14 protein-coding genes and 1 riboswitch are annotated in these 16,359 nt (G+C 70.6%); of the genes, 8 read left to right on the plus strand and 6 right to left on the minus strand.

Going from position 1 to position 16,359, the window contains the following annotated elements; translation table 11 throughout:
- Positions 1-262: 262 nt before the first annotated feature.
- The 6 genes from SSNG_RS23705 (at position 263) to def (ending at position 6,048) form a co-directional block, all read left to right on the plus strand.
- Positions 263-907 carry a sigma-70 family RNA polymerase sigma factor gene (locus tag SSNG_RS23705; RefSeq protein ID WP_007266438.1) on the plus strand — a complete coding sequence of 215 codons (645 nt, stop codon included), beginning with the start codon at positions 263-265 and terminating at the stop codon, positions 905-907.
- Positions 904-1,206, plus strand: a complete 303-nt coding sequence (gene rsrA, locus SSNG_RS23710; protein WP_007266439.1) for a mycothiol system anti-sigma-R factor — start codon at positions 904-906, stop codon at positions 1,204-1,206. Before SSNG_RS23705 ends, rsrA begins: the two co-directional genes overlap by 4 nt.
- 194 nt (positions 1,207-1,400) lie before the next feature.
- The gene (locus SSNG_RS23715; RefSeq protein ID WP_050779714.1) at positions 1,401-2,948 is read left to right on the plus strand and encodes an HD-GYP domain-containing protein; all 1,548 of its coding nucleotides are present in this window, start codon (positions 1,401-1,403) and stop codon (positions 2,946-2,948) included.
- Positions 2,945-4,231, plus strand: a complete 1,287-nt coding sequence (locus tag SSNG_RS23720; protein ID WP_042801740.1) for an HD domain-containing protein — start codon at positions 2,945-2,947, stop codon at positions 4,229-4,231. The genes SSNG_RS23715 and SSNG_RS23720 overlap by 4 nt, the downstream gene beginning before the upstream one ends.
- Before the next feature lie 127 nt (positions 4,232-4,358).
- A complete protein-coding gene (locus SSNG_RS23725; RefSeq protein ID WP_007266442.1) occupies positions 4,359-5,354 on the plus strand; it encodes a hypothetical protein in 996 nt (331 codons plus the stop codon).
- Between the two features lie 58 nt (positions 5,355-5,412).
- Positions 5,413-6,048, plus strand: coding sequence for a peptide deformylase (def, locus tag SSNG_RS23730; protein WP_007266443.1), 636 nt, complete (start codon positions 5,413-5,415; stop codon positions 6,046-6,048).
- Between the two features lie 215 nt (positions 6,049-6,263).
- Here the strand turns inward: def and SSNG_RS23735 are convergent, their stop codons facing one another.
- From SSNG_RS23735 to SSNG_RS23745, 3 genes are all read right to left on the minus strand, one after another.
- On the minus strand, positions 6,264-7,220 hold the full coding sequence (locus tag SSNG_RS23735) for a ribonucleotide-diphosphate reductase subunit beta (protein ID WP_206731328.1): 957 nt from the start codon (positions 7,218-7,220) through the stop codon (positions 6,264-6,266).
- Between the two features lie 113 nt (positions 7,221-7,333).
- On the minus strand, positions 7,334-9,730 hold the full coding sequence (locus tag SSNG_RS23740) for a ribonucleoside-diphosphate reductase subunit alpha (protein WP_007266445.1): 2,397 nt from the start codon (positions 9,728-9,730) through the stop codon (positions 7,334-7,336).
- A gap of 144 nt (positions 9,731-9,874) precedes the next feature.
- A riboswitch (cobalamin riboswitch) is annotated at positions 9,875-10,009 on the minus strand.
- Between the two features lie 19 nt (positions 10,010-10,028).
- Entirely contained in the window at positions 10,029-10,523 is a 495-nt protein-coding gene (locus tag SSNG_RS23745; protein WP_007266446.1) for a GNAT family N-acetyltransferase, read from the minus strand.
- 78 nt (positions 10,524-10,601) lie between these two features.
- On the opposite strand from SSNG_RS23745, the gene SSNG_RS23750 reads away from it, so the two are divergent.
- On the plus strand, positions 10,602-11,186 hold the full coding sequence (locus SSNG_RS23750; RefSeq protein WP_007266447.1) for a Uma2 family endonuclease: 585 nt from the start codon (positions 10,602-10,604) through the stop codon (positions 11,184-11,186).
- A 54-nt stretch (positions 11,187-11,240) separates the two neighbouring features.
- Here the strand turns inward: SSNG_RS23750 and SSNG_RS23755 are convergent, their stop codons facing one another.
- The 3 genes from SSNG_RS23755 to SSNG_RS23765 form a co-directional block, all read right to left on the minus strand.
- Positions 11,241-11,438, minus strand: a complete 198-nt coding sequence (locus SSNG_RS23755; protein WP_007266448.1) for a YbdD/YjiX family protein — start codon at positions 11,436-11,438, stop codon at positions 11,241-11,243.
- Positions 11,435-13,666, minus strand: coding sequence for a carbon starvation CstA family protein (locus SSNG_RS23760; protein WP_241695260.1), 2,232 nt, complete (start codon positions 13,664-13,666; stop codon positions 11,435-11,437). Before SSNG_RS23760 ends, SSNG_RS23755 begins: the two co-directional genes overlap by 4 nt.
- 129 nt (positions 13,667-13,795) lie before the next feature.
- Positions 13,796-14,560: a GntR family transcriptional regulator gene (locus SSNG_RS23765; protein WP_007266450.1), complete on the minus strand. Its 765-nt coding sequence runs from the start codon at positions 14,558-14,560 to the stop codon at positions 13,796-13,798.
- 297 nt (positions 14,561-14,857) lie between these two features.
- On the opposite strand from SSNG_RS23765, the gene SSNG_RS23770 reads away from it, so the two are divergent.
- Positions 14,858-16,144 carry an extracellular solute-binding protein gene (locus tag SSNG_RS23770; RefSeq protein WP_007266451.1) on the plus strand — a complete coding sequence of 429 codons (1,287 nt, stop codon included), beginning with the start codon at positions 14,858-14,860 and terminating at the stop codon, positions 16,142-16,144.
- Positions 16,145-16,359 lie beyond the last annotated feature (215 nt).

Genomic DNA, 16,359 nt, shown 5'->3' on the forward strand with positions numbered 1-16,359 from the left:
GCGAAAACCCTTGGCGCGCCGGGGAATGCGCTGCCCCGGCCGCCTGTTGTGGGGAATGTCGGAACGCAGGGGAAAGACGTCGGAGGAGAGGGAGCGCATGACCCAGGTCATCAGCCAGAACCGCCCGCAGGCCGCTGACCTGGAATGGACGGTGCTGCCCGCCCCCAAGCGCGAGTCGCTTCGGGCGGCGGAGGGCCGGGAAGGTCGACTATTCTCCGATTCGAGCGGATCCGCTTTCGGAGCCGCCACGCTGTCGGAGGAGGTGGGTCCTGTCGCTGGGACCGACGAAGGCCAGGCACAGGAGACGACCGCGGAGCGCAACGCGCGCTTCGAGCGGGACGCCCTCGGCTACCTCGACCAGATGTACTCCGCCGCGCTGCGCATGACGCGCAACCCGGCCGATGCCGAGGACCTGGTCCAGGAGACCTACGCGAAGGCGTACGCGTCCTTCCACCAGTTCCGCGAGGGCACCAACCTCAAGGCGTGGCTCTACCGCATTCTGACCAACACGTTCATCAACTCCTACCGCAAGAAGCAGCGCGAGCCCCAGCGCAGCGCCGCCGAGGAGATCGAGGACTGGCAGCTGGCGCGCGCCGAGTCGCACATGTCGACCGGTCTGCGTTCCGCCGAATCGCAGGCGCTCGACCACCTGCCCGATTCGGACGTGAAGGAAGCGCTCCAGGCCATTCCGGAGGAGTTCCGCATCGCGGTCTATCTTGCCGACGTAGAGGGCTTTGCGTACAAGGAGATCGCGGACATCATGGGTACACCCATCGGTACGGTCATGTCGCGGCTGCACCGTGGGCGCCGTCAACTCCGCGGAATGCTGGAGGACTATGCCCGTGAGCGCGGGCTGGTCCCCGCCGGCGCGGGAGAGTCGAACGACCTGAAAGGCTCGGGCTCATGAGCTGCGGAGAGCCGCACGAGACGGAGTGCGCCGAGGTCCTGGATCATCTATACGAGTTCCTGGACCACGAGATGCCCGACAGTGACTGCACGAAGTTCGAGACGCACTTCGGCGAATGCAATCCCTGTCTGGAGAAGTACGGCCTGGAACAGGCCGTCAAGAAGCTGGTCAAGCGCTGCTGCGGATCGGACGACGTGCCGAGCGATCTCCGCTCCAAGGTCATGGGGCGGATCGAGCTCATCCGTTCGGGTCAGGCCGTGCCCGAGGGTGACATCACCGCCGGGCCCGCGACCGGCTGAACGGGCCGGTCCGACCGCTGAACCGCCGCCCCCGGAAACGCACTTCGTTCACTCGAAGGTGCTAATCCGGGGGCGCCCGTACGGCGCAATGCGAAAATGTGCCCCGCTCCGTTCGGGGGCCGACCTATTCTCCCCTCGCGGTACCGCTCACTTCCGGTACCGGGTTTTCCCGGCCCCTGGGGGAGGAGAGCGCCATGCGGGTACTTCCGCCGATGGCGCGCGTCTGCGTCCTCGCCGCCGTCCTCGCGGCCGCGGCCTGCGCGGCCCCGGCCCTCCTCGCGGGCTCCGCGACGCCCTGGCCCGCCGTCACTCTGCTGGCCCTCCTCTACCTCGGCTGCGAGTCGGCACGGAAGCTCCCCCTCCTGGGCCGGCGGGTCCCCGAGGGCATCGGCTCCTTCTTCCCGGTGGTGATGGCCGCCGTCTTCCTGCTGCCGCCGTCGGCCGCCGCGCTCGTGGCCGTGCCCGGCGGACTCGCGCAGAGCGTCGTACGCAGGCCCGCCGGGGTCCGCCGGATCTGGCACGCCGCCCAGCAGGCGACCGCCGCGTGGGCGGCCGGGCGGGCCTACGGACTCCTCGGCGGCCGCGAAGCCCTCACCGGCCGGGGCGCCGCTCCCGCGGGACCGCCCGGCGGGGGAGGCCGCGGCGCCGACCCCACCGCCTGGGTGGCCGACTTCCCGTACGTGATGCTCCCCGCCGCCGTCGCGGCCGTCGTCTTCTGCCTGGTGCTCACCGCCCTCGACGGGGCCGTCCTCGCCGCCGCCGAGGGCCGGCCCGCCGCCACCGCCTGGCGCGGACTCGCCACCGGGTCCCTCGCCCCGCACTGCGTGCACGGGCTCGCCGGCCTGATGATGGCCGTCATGTGGCGCAGCCCGTACGGGGTCCCGGCCGCGCTGCTCGTCCTGCTGCCGATGTACATCTCCTGCTGGGTCTTCGCCCAGTACCACCGCGAACGCGCCGCGCACCGGGCCACGATCCGCGCCCTCGTCCAGGCCGTCGACATCAAGGACCGCTACACGCGCGGGCACAGCGAACGGGTGGGCCAGGCCTCCGCCATGATCGCCCGCGAGCTGGGCATGCGCGACGACCGCCTCGAAGTGGTCCGGATCGCCGGGATCCTGCACGACGTCGGCAAGCTCGGCGTGCCGACCCGGCTGCTGCGCAAGGACGGGCCGCTCACCCCGGAGGAGCGGCGGACCATCGAACTGCACCCCGAGTACGGGCACGAGATGGTGCGGGGCATCGGATTCCTCGGGGAGGCCCGGTCCGCGATCCTGCACCACCACGAGCGGGTCGACGGCTCCGGCTACCCGTACGGGCTCAGCGGCGAGCAGATCCCGGTCCTGGCCCGGGTGGTGGCGGTGGCCGACTCCTTCGACGCCATGACCTCCACGCGTTCCTACAGCCGGGCCCGGCCGGTGGCCACCGCCCTCGCGGAGCTGGAGCGCTGCGCGGGGGCGCAGTTCGACCCGGCGATGGTGCGGGCCCTGGTCGCCGCCATCGGCCGGCACGGCTGGCACCCCGTGGTCACCTCCGACGAGGACCTCCAGGTCATCCCCGCCGCCCCGGCCGCCCCCGCCGCCCCGGCCGCCCCGGGCCCGCCGCGGCAGGAGTCCGGGGTGGCAGGTGCCGGGAACGCGGCCGGGGACGGCGCCGGCGCGGGCCCCGCGGACGGGGCCGCCGGGCCGCGGGCCGCCCGTCCCGCCGGGCGCGATCCCGCCGGGCGGGCCGGCGGCGGCCGGTGAGGGCCCTCGCCGGCTGGGCCGTCCGCGCCGCCGCGGGGGTGCTCACCGCCGCCGCGCTGGGCCACACCCTGTGGACCGGCGTCGTCGAGCCCGGCACCGCCCTCGCCTTCGCCACCCTGGTCGCCCTCGGCGAACTCGCCCGCCGCGACCACCACCCGGCACACGCCGACGGGGTGGCCGGGCCCGCCGGGTACGGCCGGCCCGCACCGCTCGGCTCCGCCGGAGCCCTCGCGTACGCCCTGCTCGGCCACAACGCTGGGCACCCCACCCACCACGGGGTGCTCCAGACCGTCGCCGTCGTCGTCGCGGCCGCCCTCGCCGGCACCGTCCCGCACATCGCCCGGGGCCGCGGCCCGGCCCTGGACCACGTGGCCCGCCGGGTCCTCACGGTGGCCTTCGCCGCCGCCTGCTTCCAGCCCCTGTACAACTCCGGGCGGCTCGGCGAACGGCTCGGGCAGGGCCCGTACCTCGTCCTGTTCCTGCTGGTCCTGCTCGGCCTCACCGCCCTGTGCGACGCCGCGCTCGCCGCCGCCACCGCCGGGGCCCGCACCGGCTGGCCGTACGCGCCCCTGCTCCGCGACGAGCTGCGCGCCCTGCCCGGCGCCGGCTCGGCGATCTGCGCCACCGGCGCCGTGATGGCCCTCGGGGTGGCCGTGGCGGGCCTGTGGGCCCTGCCGGTCTTCTGCGTGCCGCTGCTGCTGACCCAGATGTCCTTCCGCCGGATCACCGCCGTCCGCACCACCTACCGCCAGACCATCACCTCACTCGCCAGGGCCACCGAGATCGCCGGGTACACCGCCCCCGGGCACGCCCGCCGGGTCGCCGCCCTCAGCTGTGCCGTCGGCCGCGAGCTGGGCCTGTCGGAGCGGGAGCTCACGGTCCTGGAGTACGCCGCGCTGATGCACGACATCGGCCAGCTCTCGCTCGTCGACCCCGTCCCCGCCGGGGCCACCGCCGGGCTGCCCGCCGCCGAGGCCCGCCGGATCGCCGAGCTCGGAGGTGAGGTGGCCCGCCAGACCGGGGTGCCGGCGGAGGTCGCGGTGATCGTGGAACGCCAGGCGGATCCGTACCGCGAGCAGCCCGTCGCCGCCCGGATCGTGCGCGCCGTCAACGCGTACGACGACCTGGCGGGCGGCGGCCGTCACCCGGGCGGCTCACTGGCCGCCCTCGAACAGCTGCGCCTGGGCACCGGGCGCGACTACCAGCCGGAGGTCGTGGAGTCCCTGGCGAGGGTTCTGGCCAGGGGCGGACGCGGCAGGGTCACACCCGTTCCGCCGGGGTAACCCATGGGTAATGAGCGGCCGTCCGAGCGGGCATGGTTGGATGCAGTAGGAGTGTCCGTGAGGGTGTGCGCATAGCTGCACCTGTCCCCCAGCCACCGCTGGGGGTGCCCCCAAGCAGGCGGGAATCGTGAGGATCTTCGGGAAGGTACGGCATCGGCCCTCCGCCTCGTGGCGGCAGGCCACCGACCGCGCGTTCACGCTGATCGGCGACGGTCGGTACGAGGACGCCGGCGCGCTGCTGACCAGGGCTGCCGACCTGGAGCCCTGGCTGTCCGAGTCCTGGTTCAACCTGGCACTCCTCCACAAGTTCCGGCACGACTGGGAGCAGGCCAGGACCGCCGGACTGCGCGCCGTGGCCCTGCTCGACCGCGAGACCGGCGCCCCGGACTGGTGGAACGTGGGCATCGCCGCGACCGCCCTGCAGGACTGGCCGCTGGCCCGCCGGGCCTGGCAGGCGTACGGGCTGAAGGTGCCCGGCGACCCGCACAGCACGGCCGGCACGGGCGAGCCGGTGGGCATGGAACTGGGCAGCGCGGCCGTACGGCTGTCGCCCGAGGGCGAGGCCGAGGTCGTGTGGGGCCGAAGGCTCGATCCAGCCCGGATGGAGGTCCTGTCCATCCCGCTGCCCTCCTCGGGACGGCGCTGGGGCGAGGTCGTCCTGCACGACGGGGTGCCGCACGGCGAGCGGATCACCGCGGCCGGCCCCTCGTACCCGGTCTTCGACGAGATCGAGCTGTGGGCGCCCTCGCCGGTGCCGACCTGGGTGGTGCTGCTGGAGGCGGCCACCGAGGCCGACCGCGACGCCCTGGAGCAGCTGGCCTCGGACGCCGGCTTCGCCGCCGAGGACTGGTCGTCCTCGGTGCGGCTGCTGTGCCGGACCTGTTCGGAGAGCGCGATGCCCAGCGGCGAGGGCAACGGCGACCACCTGGACCCGCACGACCACAGCGAACCGGGCCACCCCGGCCCGCTGGGCCACCGCACGGCCGGATCCGGCCCCCTGTGGGTGCCCGAGCGCGAGTGCGGCATCGCGGCGCCGGCCGGCCTGGTGCGCGGGCTCCTGGACAGCTGGGTCGCCGACAGCCCCGACAGCCGTGAGTGGCGGGATCTGGAGGAAGTCTGCTGACCCTGGGCCGTAGGCTGTACGGGCACACCACGGACTTGAGGGAAGGCGTACGGCGGACATGGCGCAGCAGGAGAACCAGGTGACCCCGATCGACGACGAGGGCTACGTCGTGGACACCGAGGACTGTGAGGCGCGCGAGCTGGCCTACCGTGAGCGCGGCACGTCCCGCCCGATCACGGTGGTCGGCAACCCGGTGCTGCACCGCGAGTGCAAGGACGTCACCGAGTTCGGCGACGAGCTGGCCCGGCTGATCGACGACATGTTCGCCAGCCAGAAGACCGCCGAGGGCGTGGGCCTGGCCGCCAACCAGATCGGCGTCGACGCCAAGGTCTTCGTCTACGACTGCCCGGACGACGACGGCGTGCGCCACACCGGGGTCGTGGTCAACCCGAAGCTCGTCGAGCTGCCCGCCGCGAACCGCGTGCTGGACGACTCGAACGAGGGCTGCCTGTCGGTCCCGACCGCGTACGCCTCGCTGGCCCGCCCGGACTACGCCGAGGTCACCGGCCAGGACGCCCAGGGCAACCCGATCAAGGTCCGCGGCACCGGCTACTTCGCCCGCTGCCTCCAGCACGAGACGGACCACCTGTACGGCTACCTGTACATCGACCGCCTCTCCAAGCGCGACCGCAAGGACGCGCTGCGCCAGATGGCGGAGAACGACCCGCGCTACGAGATCGTCCCGAACGACTGATCCCGGCCGCGCCCCGCACGCGTACGAAGGCCCCGCTCCGGTTCCGGAGCGGGGCCTTCGTCTGTGGGGGGAGCGGCCGGCGCGCGGTGCGGGGCGCGGTCGGCGCACCCGGATGACATCACCGCCGCCGGGGCCGGGCCAGACCCACCCGCCCCGAATGTCAAGTCACGGTCGATTACCGGCCGTTGGGCTCGGGGCGGGCCACCGTGCGGGGTCTAGAAGTCCTCGTCCAGGTCGACCGTGCCCTCCACGGCGACCTGGTAGGCCGACGGGCGGCGCTCGAAGAAGTTCGTCAGCTCCTGGACGCCCTGCAGCTCCATGAAGGAGAACGGGTTCTGCGAGCCGTACACCGGCGGGAAGCCCAGGCGCACCAGGCGCTGGTCGGCGACGCACTCCAGGTACTCGCGCATCGAGTCGGTGTTCATGCCCGGCAGGCCGTCACCGCACAGGTCGCGGCCGAACTGCAGCTCCGCCTCGACGGCCTCCTTCAGCATGTCGGTGACCTGCTGCTGGAGCGCGTCGTCGAAGAGCTCCGGCTCCTCCTTGCGGACCGTGTCCACGACCTCGAACGCGAAGTTCATGTGCATGGTCTCGTCCCGGAAGACCCAGTTGGTGCCGGTCGCCAGGCCGTGCAGCAGGCCGCGCGAGCGGAACCAGTACACGTACGCGAAGGCGCCGTAGAAGAACAGGCCCTCGATGCACGCGGCGAAGCAGATCAGGTTCAGCAGGAAGCGGCGGCGGTCGGCGGCCGTCTCCAGGCGCTCGATCTTCTCGACCGAGTCCATCCACTTGAAGCAGAACTGCGCCTTCTCGCGGATCGACGGGATCTCCTCGACGGCGTCGAAGGCCGCCGCGCGGTCGTCCGGGTCGGGCAGGTAGGTGTCCAGCAGCGTCAGGTAGAACTGGACGTGCACGGCCTCCTCGAACAGCTGGCGCGACAGGTACAGGCGCGCCTCCGGGGAGTTGATGTGCTTGTACAGCGTCAGGACCAGGTTGTTCGAGACGATCGAGTCGCCCGTGGCGAAGAACGCCACCAGACGGCCGATCATGTGCTGCTCGGCCGGCGTCAGCTTCGCCAGGTCGGCGACGTCGGAGTGGAGGTCGACCTCCTCCACCGTCCAGGTGTTCTTGATCGCGTCCCGGTAGCGCTCGTAGAAGTCCGGGTAGCGCATGGGGCGGAGCGTGAGCTCGAAGCCCGGGTCGAGGAGGTTCTTTGAATGGGGGGCGTCGGCACGAAGTGCCGTCGTTGAGGGGCGGTGGTCGGGCGACGGGTGGGCGGAGCTCATTACTGGCAGGCCTCGCAGGACTCGGGGTTCTCAAGGGAGCAGGCCAGCGCCTCGGCGTCGAGGGCCTGGGGCAGCTGGGCCGGGGTGGCGGCGGCCGGGACGGCGGCGGCGCCGGACGCGGCGCGGGCGATCTTCGTCGCCGGGCGCGAGCGCAGGTAGTACGTGGTCTTCAGGCCCTGCTTCCAGGCGTACGCGTACATCGAGCTGAGCTTGCCGATGGTGGGCGTCTCCAGGAACAGGTTCAGCGACTGGCTCTGGTCCAGGTACGGCGTACGGGCCGCCGCCATGTCGATCAGGCCGCGCTGCGGGATCTCCCACGCCGTGCGGTACAGCTCGCGGATCTCGGCCGGGATCCAGCCGAAGCCCTGGACGGAGCCGGAGGACTCGCGCAGCGCCTCGCGGGTCTGCGCGTCCCACACGCCGAGCTGCTTGAGGTCCTCCACCAGGTAGCCGTTGACCTGGAGGAACTCGCCGCTGAGGGTCTCGCGCTTGAAGAGGTTGGAGACCTGCGGCTCGATGCACTCGTACACGCCCGCGATCGAGGCGATCGTCGCCGTCGGGGCGATGGCCAGCAGCAGGGAGTTGCGCATGCCGGTCTTCGCGATGCGGGCGCGCAGGGCGTCCCAGCGCTCGGGCCAGTGGCGCTCGGTCTCGTAGTGGTCCGGGTGCAGGACGCCCTGGGCGGTGCGGGTCTCGGCCCAGGCCGGGAGGGGGCCGGAGCGCTCGGCGAGGTCGCAGGAGGCCTCGTACGCGGCGAGCATGATGCGCTCGGAGATCTTCGTGGACAGGGCCTTCGCCTCGGCCGAGTCGAAGGGCAGGCGCAGCTTGAAGAAGACGTCCTGGAGGCCCATCGCGCCCAGGCCCACCGGACGCCACTTGGCGTTGGAGCGGCCGGCCTGCTCGGTCGGGTAGAAGTTGATGTCCACGACGCGGTCGAGGAAGGTCACGGCGGTGCGGACGGTCTCGTCCAGGCGCGCCCAGTCCATCTCGCCGTCGGCGACGAACGCGCCGAGGTTGACCGAGCCGAGGTTGCAGACGGCGGTCTCGCCGTCGTTGGTGACCTCGATGATCTCGGTGCAGAGGTTGGAGGAGTGGACGACGGTGCCGGGCAGCGCGGTCTGGTTCGCGGTCCGGTTGGAGGCGTCCTTGAAGGTCATCCAGCCCTGGCCGGTCTGCGCGAGGGTGCGCATCATGCGGCCGTAGAGGTCGCGGGCCGGCATGGTCTTCTTGGCGAGGCCGGCCGCCTCCGCCTTGACGTAGGCGGCGTCGAACTCGTCGCCGTAGAGGTCGACCAGCTCGGGGACGTCGGCCGGGGAGAACAGCGACCAGTCGGCGTCGGCGTTCACGCGGCGCATGAACTCGTCCGGGATCCAGTGGGCGAGGTTGAGGTTGTGCGTACGGCGCTGGTCCTCGCCGGTGTTGTCGCGGAGCTCCAGGAACTCCTCGATGTCGGCGTGCCAGGTCTCCAGGTAGACGGCGGCGGCGCCCTTGCGGCGGCCGCCCTGGTTCACGGCGGCGACGGAGGCGTCGAGGGTCTTGAGGAACGGCACGATGCCGTTGGAGTGGCCGTTGGTGCCGCGGATCAGCGAACCGCGGGCGCGGATGCGGGAGTACGAGAGGCCGATGCCGCCGGCGTGCTTGGACAGGCGCGCCACCTGGTGGTAGCGGTCGTAGATCGAGTCCAGCTCGTCCAGCGGGGAGTCCAGCAGGTAGCAGGAGGACATCTGCGGGTGGCGGGTGCCGGAGTTGAAGAGCGTCGGCGACGACGGCAGGTAGTCCAGGCGGCTCATCAGCCGGTACAGCGAGGCGACTTCCTCGACGGCCTGGACCGAGTCGTCCTCGGCGAGGCCGCAGGCCACGCGCAGCATGAAGTACTGCGGGGTCTCGATCACCTGGCGGGTGATCGGGTGGCGCAGCAGGTAGCGGCTGTGCAGGGTGCGCAGGCCGAAGAAGCCGAAGCGGTCGTCCGCGCCCTCGGCGAGCGCGTGCTCGACCAGCGCGTCCAGGCGGGCGGCGTGGGCGGCGACGAACTCGGCGGTGCGGTCGGCGATCAGGCCCTCGCGGTGGCCGACGGCGACGGACTCGGCGAAGGAGGTCGCGCCCTGGCCGGCGGCCTCGTCGGCCACGGCCAGCGTCAGCAGGCGGGCGGCGAGCCGGGAGTAGGCGGGGTCCTCGGAGATCAGGCCCGCCGCGGCCTCGGTGGCCAGCCCGCGCAGCTCGGCCTCGTCGGCGGAGGCGCTGCGGCCGCGCAGGGCTGCGGCGGCGACCCGGCCGGGGTCGGTGTCGGGGAGGTCGGCGGTCAGCTCGGTGAGAGTACGCAGCAGCGCGGCCCCCGGGCCTTCGGTGGTGTCGCCAGAAACGGACTCGGCGCGCGGTGCGGAAGGCGCGATGGTCACGGCGGGAGCTCTCCCTCGCTCGGCCCGGTCTTCGGCGGATCGGGGCGCGGGGAGGCGCATGCGGGCGCGACCGGATCGCGTACTCACCGCATGGCGTCCACCGGCCCAACCGCGAGACCCGGACGTGTCGGCACCCGGTTCGGTCGATCCGGGCGCACTGTCGGCAGGTCCTCGGACTTTTCATACCGTTGCGGGACAGTTCCGGATTCGCACCGGATCCCCCTGCGGCGACAGCGAGGATGAGCATACATGTGGGGGGCCGCCCGTGCGCGACCCACCACATGTTGTGTCGGCGCGGCTACAGCTCCAGACGGTAGGTCAGCAGTTTCAGGGCGGGGATGGGCGACCAGTCGAGCTCGGGAGTGCGGACGAAGCCCAGTCGCCCGTAGATCCGCTGGGCGCCCAGCATGGCCGGCTGGGTGGACAGCACGAGGGCCCTGACGCCCAGGGCGCGGGCCCGTTCGGTGCAGGCGCGTACGAGGGCCTCCCCGACGCCCTTGCCGCGCGCCTCGGGCGCCACGGCGAGCATCCGGAATTCGGCTTCCTCCGGTCCGGCCACGTCCGCGAGCCGGCTGCCGGGTGCGGCGAACGTCACGCCCCCGAGCACCCGGCCGTCCTCGACGGCGACGAGCACCTCCCCGTCCCCGGCCCGCCCGGCGACGTCGCGCAGGACGTTCAGGTAGGTGTCGTCGTCGTTCAGGTCCAGCAGCCCGTCCCCGCTGTAGGCGGCTCCGGTGATCTCCCCGAGCCGCCCGTACTCGTCTTCCCTCGCCGTTCTGATCTCGATGTCCATGCCGCCGAGTGTGCCGGACGGGTGTCGGTGGTCGGCGCTATCGTCGAAGGAGCACCGTTGATGGAAGGTGAGCGAGGCATGACCGTGATGACAGACCGGCCCCACATGCTGACAGAGGACTTCGAAGCCGTCGCGCGCATAGCGGCCCGGGAGCGGGTGGGGACGCGGCTGGAATTCATCGACGGGGTTATCAGGAGCAAGGCCATGCCGGACGGGGACCACGGGCGGATCATCCAGTGGCTGATCAAGATCTGCATGCAGACCCGGCCCGGTCTGTTCCTGCATCCGGGGCAGGGGATCAAGGTGGAGCCGTACCGACAGGGCCGAGCCATTCCGGATGGAGTCCTGGCACACGAGGACGCGTTCGTCGGCCAGGGCGACTGGGTCGAACCCGAGCCGGTCCTCATGGCTGTCGAGGTGACCTCGTGGGACTCCGACACCCGTCGGCGGGATCACGTCGAGAAGCCCCGCGCCTATGCGGAGACGGGAATCCCCGTGTACCTGCTGATCGACCGGGCCAAGGGTGAGGTCTCCGTCTACAGCCAGCCCGTCGGCCGCGAGTACAAGAGCATCCACATCGTGCCGTACGGCACGGAGATCGCCCTTCCCGAGCCCGTCGGTATCACTCTCCAGACCGATGTCCTCAAGGACTGGGTGCGCTGACCCGGGGCACGTGAAGGGCCCCGCCGGAAGTTCCGGCGGGGCCCTTCGGGTCGTTCAGCAGCAGCGGAAGCCCTCGCGGGGGTCCGCCTCGCGGGCGTCGGTGCGGGCCCGTTCGAAGGCGCGCCGGGTCAGGACCTCGGCGTCCGGGTCGTGGGAGCGGGCGTGCGCCACGTAGCGGTCGTACGCGGCCTCGCCGGAGAACTCCCGTACGTAGAACCGGGCCTTCGCCAGCGCCCCGCGCACCCCGCTCACGCGACGGGCTCCTTGGCCTTGCCCCCGCTCCCGTCGAGGCCGGCGGCCGCGAGTTCGGCCTTCTCCTCGGCGGTGGCGATGAGCCCGGCCGGGGCGATGATCTTCGACTCGCTCCACGGCACCTCGGAGAGGCTGACCGACTCCGGGTTCCGGACGGCCTTGAGGCAGACCCGGGCCGCGTCCACGAGCACGACGATGATCAGGAGCGCGAACAGCGCCGAGAGGACCCCGTCGACCGTGGCGTTGGTGACCACGGTGTGCATGTCGTCCATGTTCTTGGCGGGCGGCAGCACCTTCCCGGCGTCGATGCCGGTCTGGTACTTGTCGCGCTGCGCGAAGAAGCCGACCTTCACGTCGTCGGAGAAGATCTTCTGGTAGCTCGCGGTGAGGGTGACCGCCACGTCCCAGGCCAGCGGAACGCCCGTCACCCAGGCCCACTTGAGCCGCCCGGACTTGACCAGCAGCGTGGTGCAGACGGCCAGGGCGACCGCCGCGAGCAGCTGGTTCGCGATGCCGAACAGCGGGAAGAGCTGGTTGATGCCGCCCAGCGGGTCCTTGACGCCGACCCACAGGAAGTAGCCCCAGCCGCCGACGACGACGGCGCTCGCGAGCCACACGCCCGGCTTCCAGCTGACGTCCTTGAAGGACTTGTGCACGTTGCCGAGGGTGTCCTGGAGCATGAACCGGCCGACGCGGGTGCCGGCGTCGACGGTGGTCAGGATGAACAGGGCCTCGAACATGATGGCGAAGTGATACCAGAAGGCCTTCATCCCGGCGCCGCCGACGACCGACGAGAAGATCTCCGACATCCCGAGTGCGAAGGTCGGCGCGCCGCCCGTGCGGGACAGCAGGCTGGCCTCCTCGACGTCCTTCGCGGCCTGGGCCAGGGCCTCCGGGGTGATGGCGAAGCCGAAGTCGGTGACGGCCTTCGAGGCGGTCTGGACGGTGGCGCCGATGACGCCGCCGGGGGAGTTCACCGCGAAGAACAGGCCGGGCTCGATGATGCTCGCGGCGATCACCGCCATGACGGCGACGAACGACTCGGTGAGCATGGCGCCGTAGCCGATGACCCGGACCTGGGTCTCCTTCTGGATCATCTTCGGGGTGGTGCCCGAGGCGACCAGCGAGTGGAAGCCGGACAGGGCGCCGCAGGCGATGGTGATGAAGACGAAGGGGAACATGGACCCGGCGAAGACCGGGCCGTCGCCGCGCGTGGCGAAGTCGGTGACCGAGGGCATCTTCAGCGTCGGCATCGCGATGACGACGCCGGCCGCCATCAGGGCGATGGTGCCGACCTTCATGAAGGTGGACAGGTAGTCGCGGGGCGCGAGCAGCAGCCACACCGGCAGCACCGAGGCGATGAAGCCGTACACGACCATCCAGATGACCAGCGTCTCCTTCTCCAGGGTGAAGGTGCTCGCCCAGGAGGAGTCGGCGACCCAGCCGCCGGCGACGATGGCGAGGAGCAGCAGCGCGACGCCTATGACGGAGACCTCGGTGACCCGGCCCGGCCGCAGGACGCGCAGGTAGACGCCCATGAACAGGGCGATGGGGATGGTCATGCCGATGGAGAAGACGCCCCAGGGGGAGTGCGCCAGTGCGTTGACGATGACCAGTGCGAGCACCGCCAGCAGGATGACCATGATGACGAACACGGCGACGAGGGCGGCGGCGCCGCCGACGGGGCCGATCTCGTCCCGGGCCATCTGGCCGAGGGAGCGGCCGTCGCGCCGGGTGGAGAAGAACAGGGTCACCATGTCCTGGACGGCGCCGGCGAAGATGACGCCCGCGACGATCCAGATGGTGCCCGGCAGGTAGCCCATCTGCGCGGCCAGCACCGGGCCGACCAGGGGGCCGGCGCCGGCGACGGCGGCGAAGTGGTGGCCGAAGAGCACGCGCCGGTCGGTGGGGTGGAAGTCGACACCGTTGTCGAGGCGTTCGGCGGGGGTGGCCCGCGTCTTGTCGAGCCGCAGGACGCGGGTGGCGATGAAGCGGGAGTAGAAGCGGTAGCCGATGGCGTACGAGCCCAGCGCGGCGGCGAGCAGCCAGGCGGCCGAGATCTCCTCGCCCCGGGACAGTGCGAGCACGCCCCAGCCGAGGGCCCCGACGAGGGCCACGCCCACCCAGACGGCGATCGACTGCGGGGAGGCCTTCCCCGAAGAAGAGGGCGAGCCCGGCCCGCCGCCTTGACCCGCCGCTTCTGTCCCTGTTGCGCCCGGTTCCGGCATGATCCTCGTCCCCTCGTTGATCATTCGCGTAAACGCACGGAATCTACGGGGGCTTGACCGGTGAAAGTAAGCCCCCGTCCGCATAGCGGTACGAGCGTCTACCGAGGGCCGTGGGCAGTCAACAGCTGATCACGTAGCGGGTCGCTGGAGGCGGGCCACGAATTTGTAACGGTCGCCGCGATATACCGATCGCACCCATTCGACCGGTTCTCCGTCGGCGTCCAGTGAGTGCCGGGAGAGCATCAGCATCGGCAGGCCCACGTCGGTGCCGAGCAGTCCGGCCTCGCGCGGGGTGGCGAGGGAGGTCTCGATGGTCTCCTCGGCCTCCGCCAGCCGGACGTCGTACACCTCGGCGAGGGCGGTGTAGAGCGAGGTGTACTTGACGAGGGAGCGGCGCAGCGCCGGGAAGCGCTTGGCCGAGAGGTGGGTGGTCTCGATGGCCATCGGTTCGCCGCTGGCCAGGCGCAGCCGCTCGATGCGCAGGACCCGCCCGCCCGTGGCGATCTTCAGCAGGCCCGCGAGGGTGTCGTCGGCGGTGACGTAGCCGATGTCCAGGAGCTGGGACGTGGGCTCCAGGCCCTGGGCGCGCATGTCCTCGGTGTAGGAGGAGAGTTGCAGCGGCTGCGAGACCTTGGGCTTGGCGACGAAGGTGCCCTTGCCCTGGATGCGCTCCAGCCGGCCCTCGACGACGAGTTCCTGCAGTGCCTGCCGGACGGTGGTCCGGGAGGTGTCGAACTCGGCCGCGAGAGTACGCTCGGGCGGCACGGGCGTGCCGGGGGGGAGCGTTTCGGTCATGTCGAGCAAGTGCCGCTTGAGTCGGTAGTACTTGGGCACGCGCGCCGTGCGAGTGGCCGGCCCGCCTTCCGGCTCCGTGGTCGCCCCTTCGGTGGCCATCGCCGCCCGCCTTCCCGACTCCAGTTTCGCTGCCGTCACCGGCTCCTCCGATATGTGCGGTCACATGGTGACACGGGCGGGAGGGCAGGCCTCCTCCCCTCCCCCAGGTGTCGGTCCGATAACGGACCGAGCACCCGCTCATTAGACCCTTGACACCCCTAAAGGTCTAGGCCAAGCTCCCGGTACTGGTCTAAACCAATGTGGATCAGATCCCGGCCCCACGGCAGTACTTGGTACGTACGTCACCGCGGCGGGCGAGGGAAGGTGCAAAGCAGCAGCATCCCTGAGGAGGGTGGCGTGAAGCGCAAGCTCATTGCGGCGGTCGGTGTCGTGGGCATGATGGTCGGTGTCGCGGCGTGCGGCAACGGCGGCGACGACAAGCCGGAGTCCGACGCGTCGGGTGGCGCCAAGGAGATCACCGTCTGGGTCATGGACGGTTCCGCTCCCAAGGCCTGGATCGAGCAGGTCAACAAGGAGTTCTCGGCCAAGCACCCCGGTGTCACGGTCAAGGTCGAGGAGCAGAAGTGGACGGGCATCCAGGAGAAGGTCACCACCGCCCTCTCCGAGAACACCCCCCCGGACGTCCTTGAGCTGGGCAACACCCAGACCGCCGGCTACGCGGTCACCGGCGGCCTCGCCGACCTGACCAAGGACAAGTCCAAGCTCGGCGCCGACGCCTGGCAGAAGAGCATGCTCGCCTCCGCCGAGGTCGAGGGCAAGCTCTACTCCGCCCCCTGGTACGCCGCCAACCGCGTCGTCGTCTACGACAAGAAGGCCTACGAGAAGGCCGGCGTCACCCCGCCCAAGACCCGCGACGAGTGGATCGCCGGCCTGGAGAAGCTGAAGGCCTCCGACCCGTCCGCGCAGCCGATCTACCTGCCCGGCCAGAGCTGGTACATCCTCGCCGGCTTCATCTGGGACGAGGGCGGCGACCTCGCCGTCAAGGACGGCGGCAAGTGGAAGGGCCAGCTGGCCACCCCGCAGGCCGCCTCCGCCATGGACTTCTACAAGAAGCTCCAGTCCTTCTCCACCGCTCCGAAGGACAAGGACGAGGCCACCCCGCAGCAGTCCACCGACATCGTCCCCAAGGGCGGCGTCTCCTCCTGGATCGGTCTCGGCTGGGAGGCCGGCGGTGCCGAGAAGGCCATCAAGGACGCGGGCAAGGAAGCCGACTTCGGCTACTTCCCGATCCCGGGCAAGACGGCCGACAAGTCCGGCACCGTCTTCCTCGGCGGCTCGAACCTCGCCGTGGCCGAGCGCTCCAAGAACAAGGAGCTCGCCAAGGAGTGGCTGGCCCTCGCCACCGGCAAGGACCAGATGACCAAGTACGCCGCCGAGGTCAAGGGCGCGCTGCTGCCGAACCAGACCGGCGCGAACTTCGCCCCGGCCGCCGGCTCCTTCGCCGAGGCCATGGCCAAGGCCGGCGCCAACGGCAAGATCACCCCGGTGACCGCCGGCTGGGCGAACGTCGAGACCGAGCCGAACCCCATCAAGGAGTTCATGACCAAGGTCCTGAAGGGTGAGGACGCCGCCAAGGCGGGCGCGGAAGCGGACAAGGAAATCGCGAACCGCATCAACAAGTAACAGCCCCACCCGGCAGTACCCGCACAGCCCAGCAGTGTGAACGCACCGGGGGGTGCGTATATATATATATATATATATATATATATATATATATATATATATATATATATATATATATATATATATATATATATATATATATATATATATATATATATATATATATATATATATATATATATATATATATATATATATATATATATATATATATA

Source organism: Streptomyces sp. C (assembly GCF_000158895.1).
GTDB classification, from domain to species: Bacteria; Actinomycetota; Actinomycetes; order Streptomycetales; family Streptomycetaceae; genus Streptomyces; species Streptomyces racemochromogenes.

Excerpts from the sequence above, each read along its gene's own strand:
- SSNG_RS23760 (WP_241695260.1), bottom strand. The coding sequence starts at position 13,666 with ATGCCGGAACCGGGCGCAACAGGGACAGAAGCGGCGGGTCAAGGCGGC.
- SSNG_RS23765 (WP_007266450.1), bottom strand. The coding sequence starts at position 14,560 with ATGGCCACCGAAGGGGCGACCACGGAGCCGGAAGGCGGGCCGGCCACT.
- SSNG_RS23750 (WP_007266447.1), top strand. The coding sequence starts at position 10,602 with ATGACCGTGATGACAGACCGGCCCCACATGCTGACAGAGGACTTCGAA.
- SSNG_RS23715 (WP_050779714.1), top strand. The coding sequence starts at position 1,401 with ATGCGGGTACTTCCGCCGATGGCGCGCGTCTGCGTCCTCGCCGCCGTC.
- SSNG_RS23745 (WP_007266446.1), bottom strand. The coding sequence starts at position 10,523 with ATGGACATCGAGATCAGAACGGCGAGGGAAGACGAGTACGGGCGGCTC.
- rsrA (WP_007266439.1), top strand. The coding sequence starts at position 904 with ATGAGCTGCGGAGAGCCGCACGAGACGGAGTGCGCCGAGGTCCTGGAT.
- SSNG_RS23735 (WP_206731328.1), bottom strand. The coding sequence starts at position 7,220 with ATGCGCTACCCGGACTTCTACGAGCGCTACCGGGACGCGATCAAGAAC.
- def (WP_007266443.1), top strand. The coding sequence starts at position 5,413 with ATGGCGCAGCAGGAGAACCAGGTGACCCCGATCGACGACGAGGGCTAC.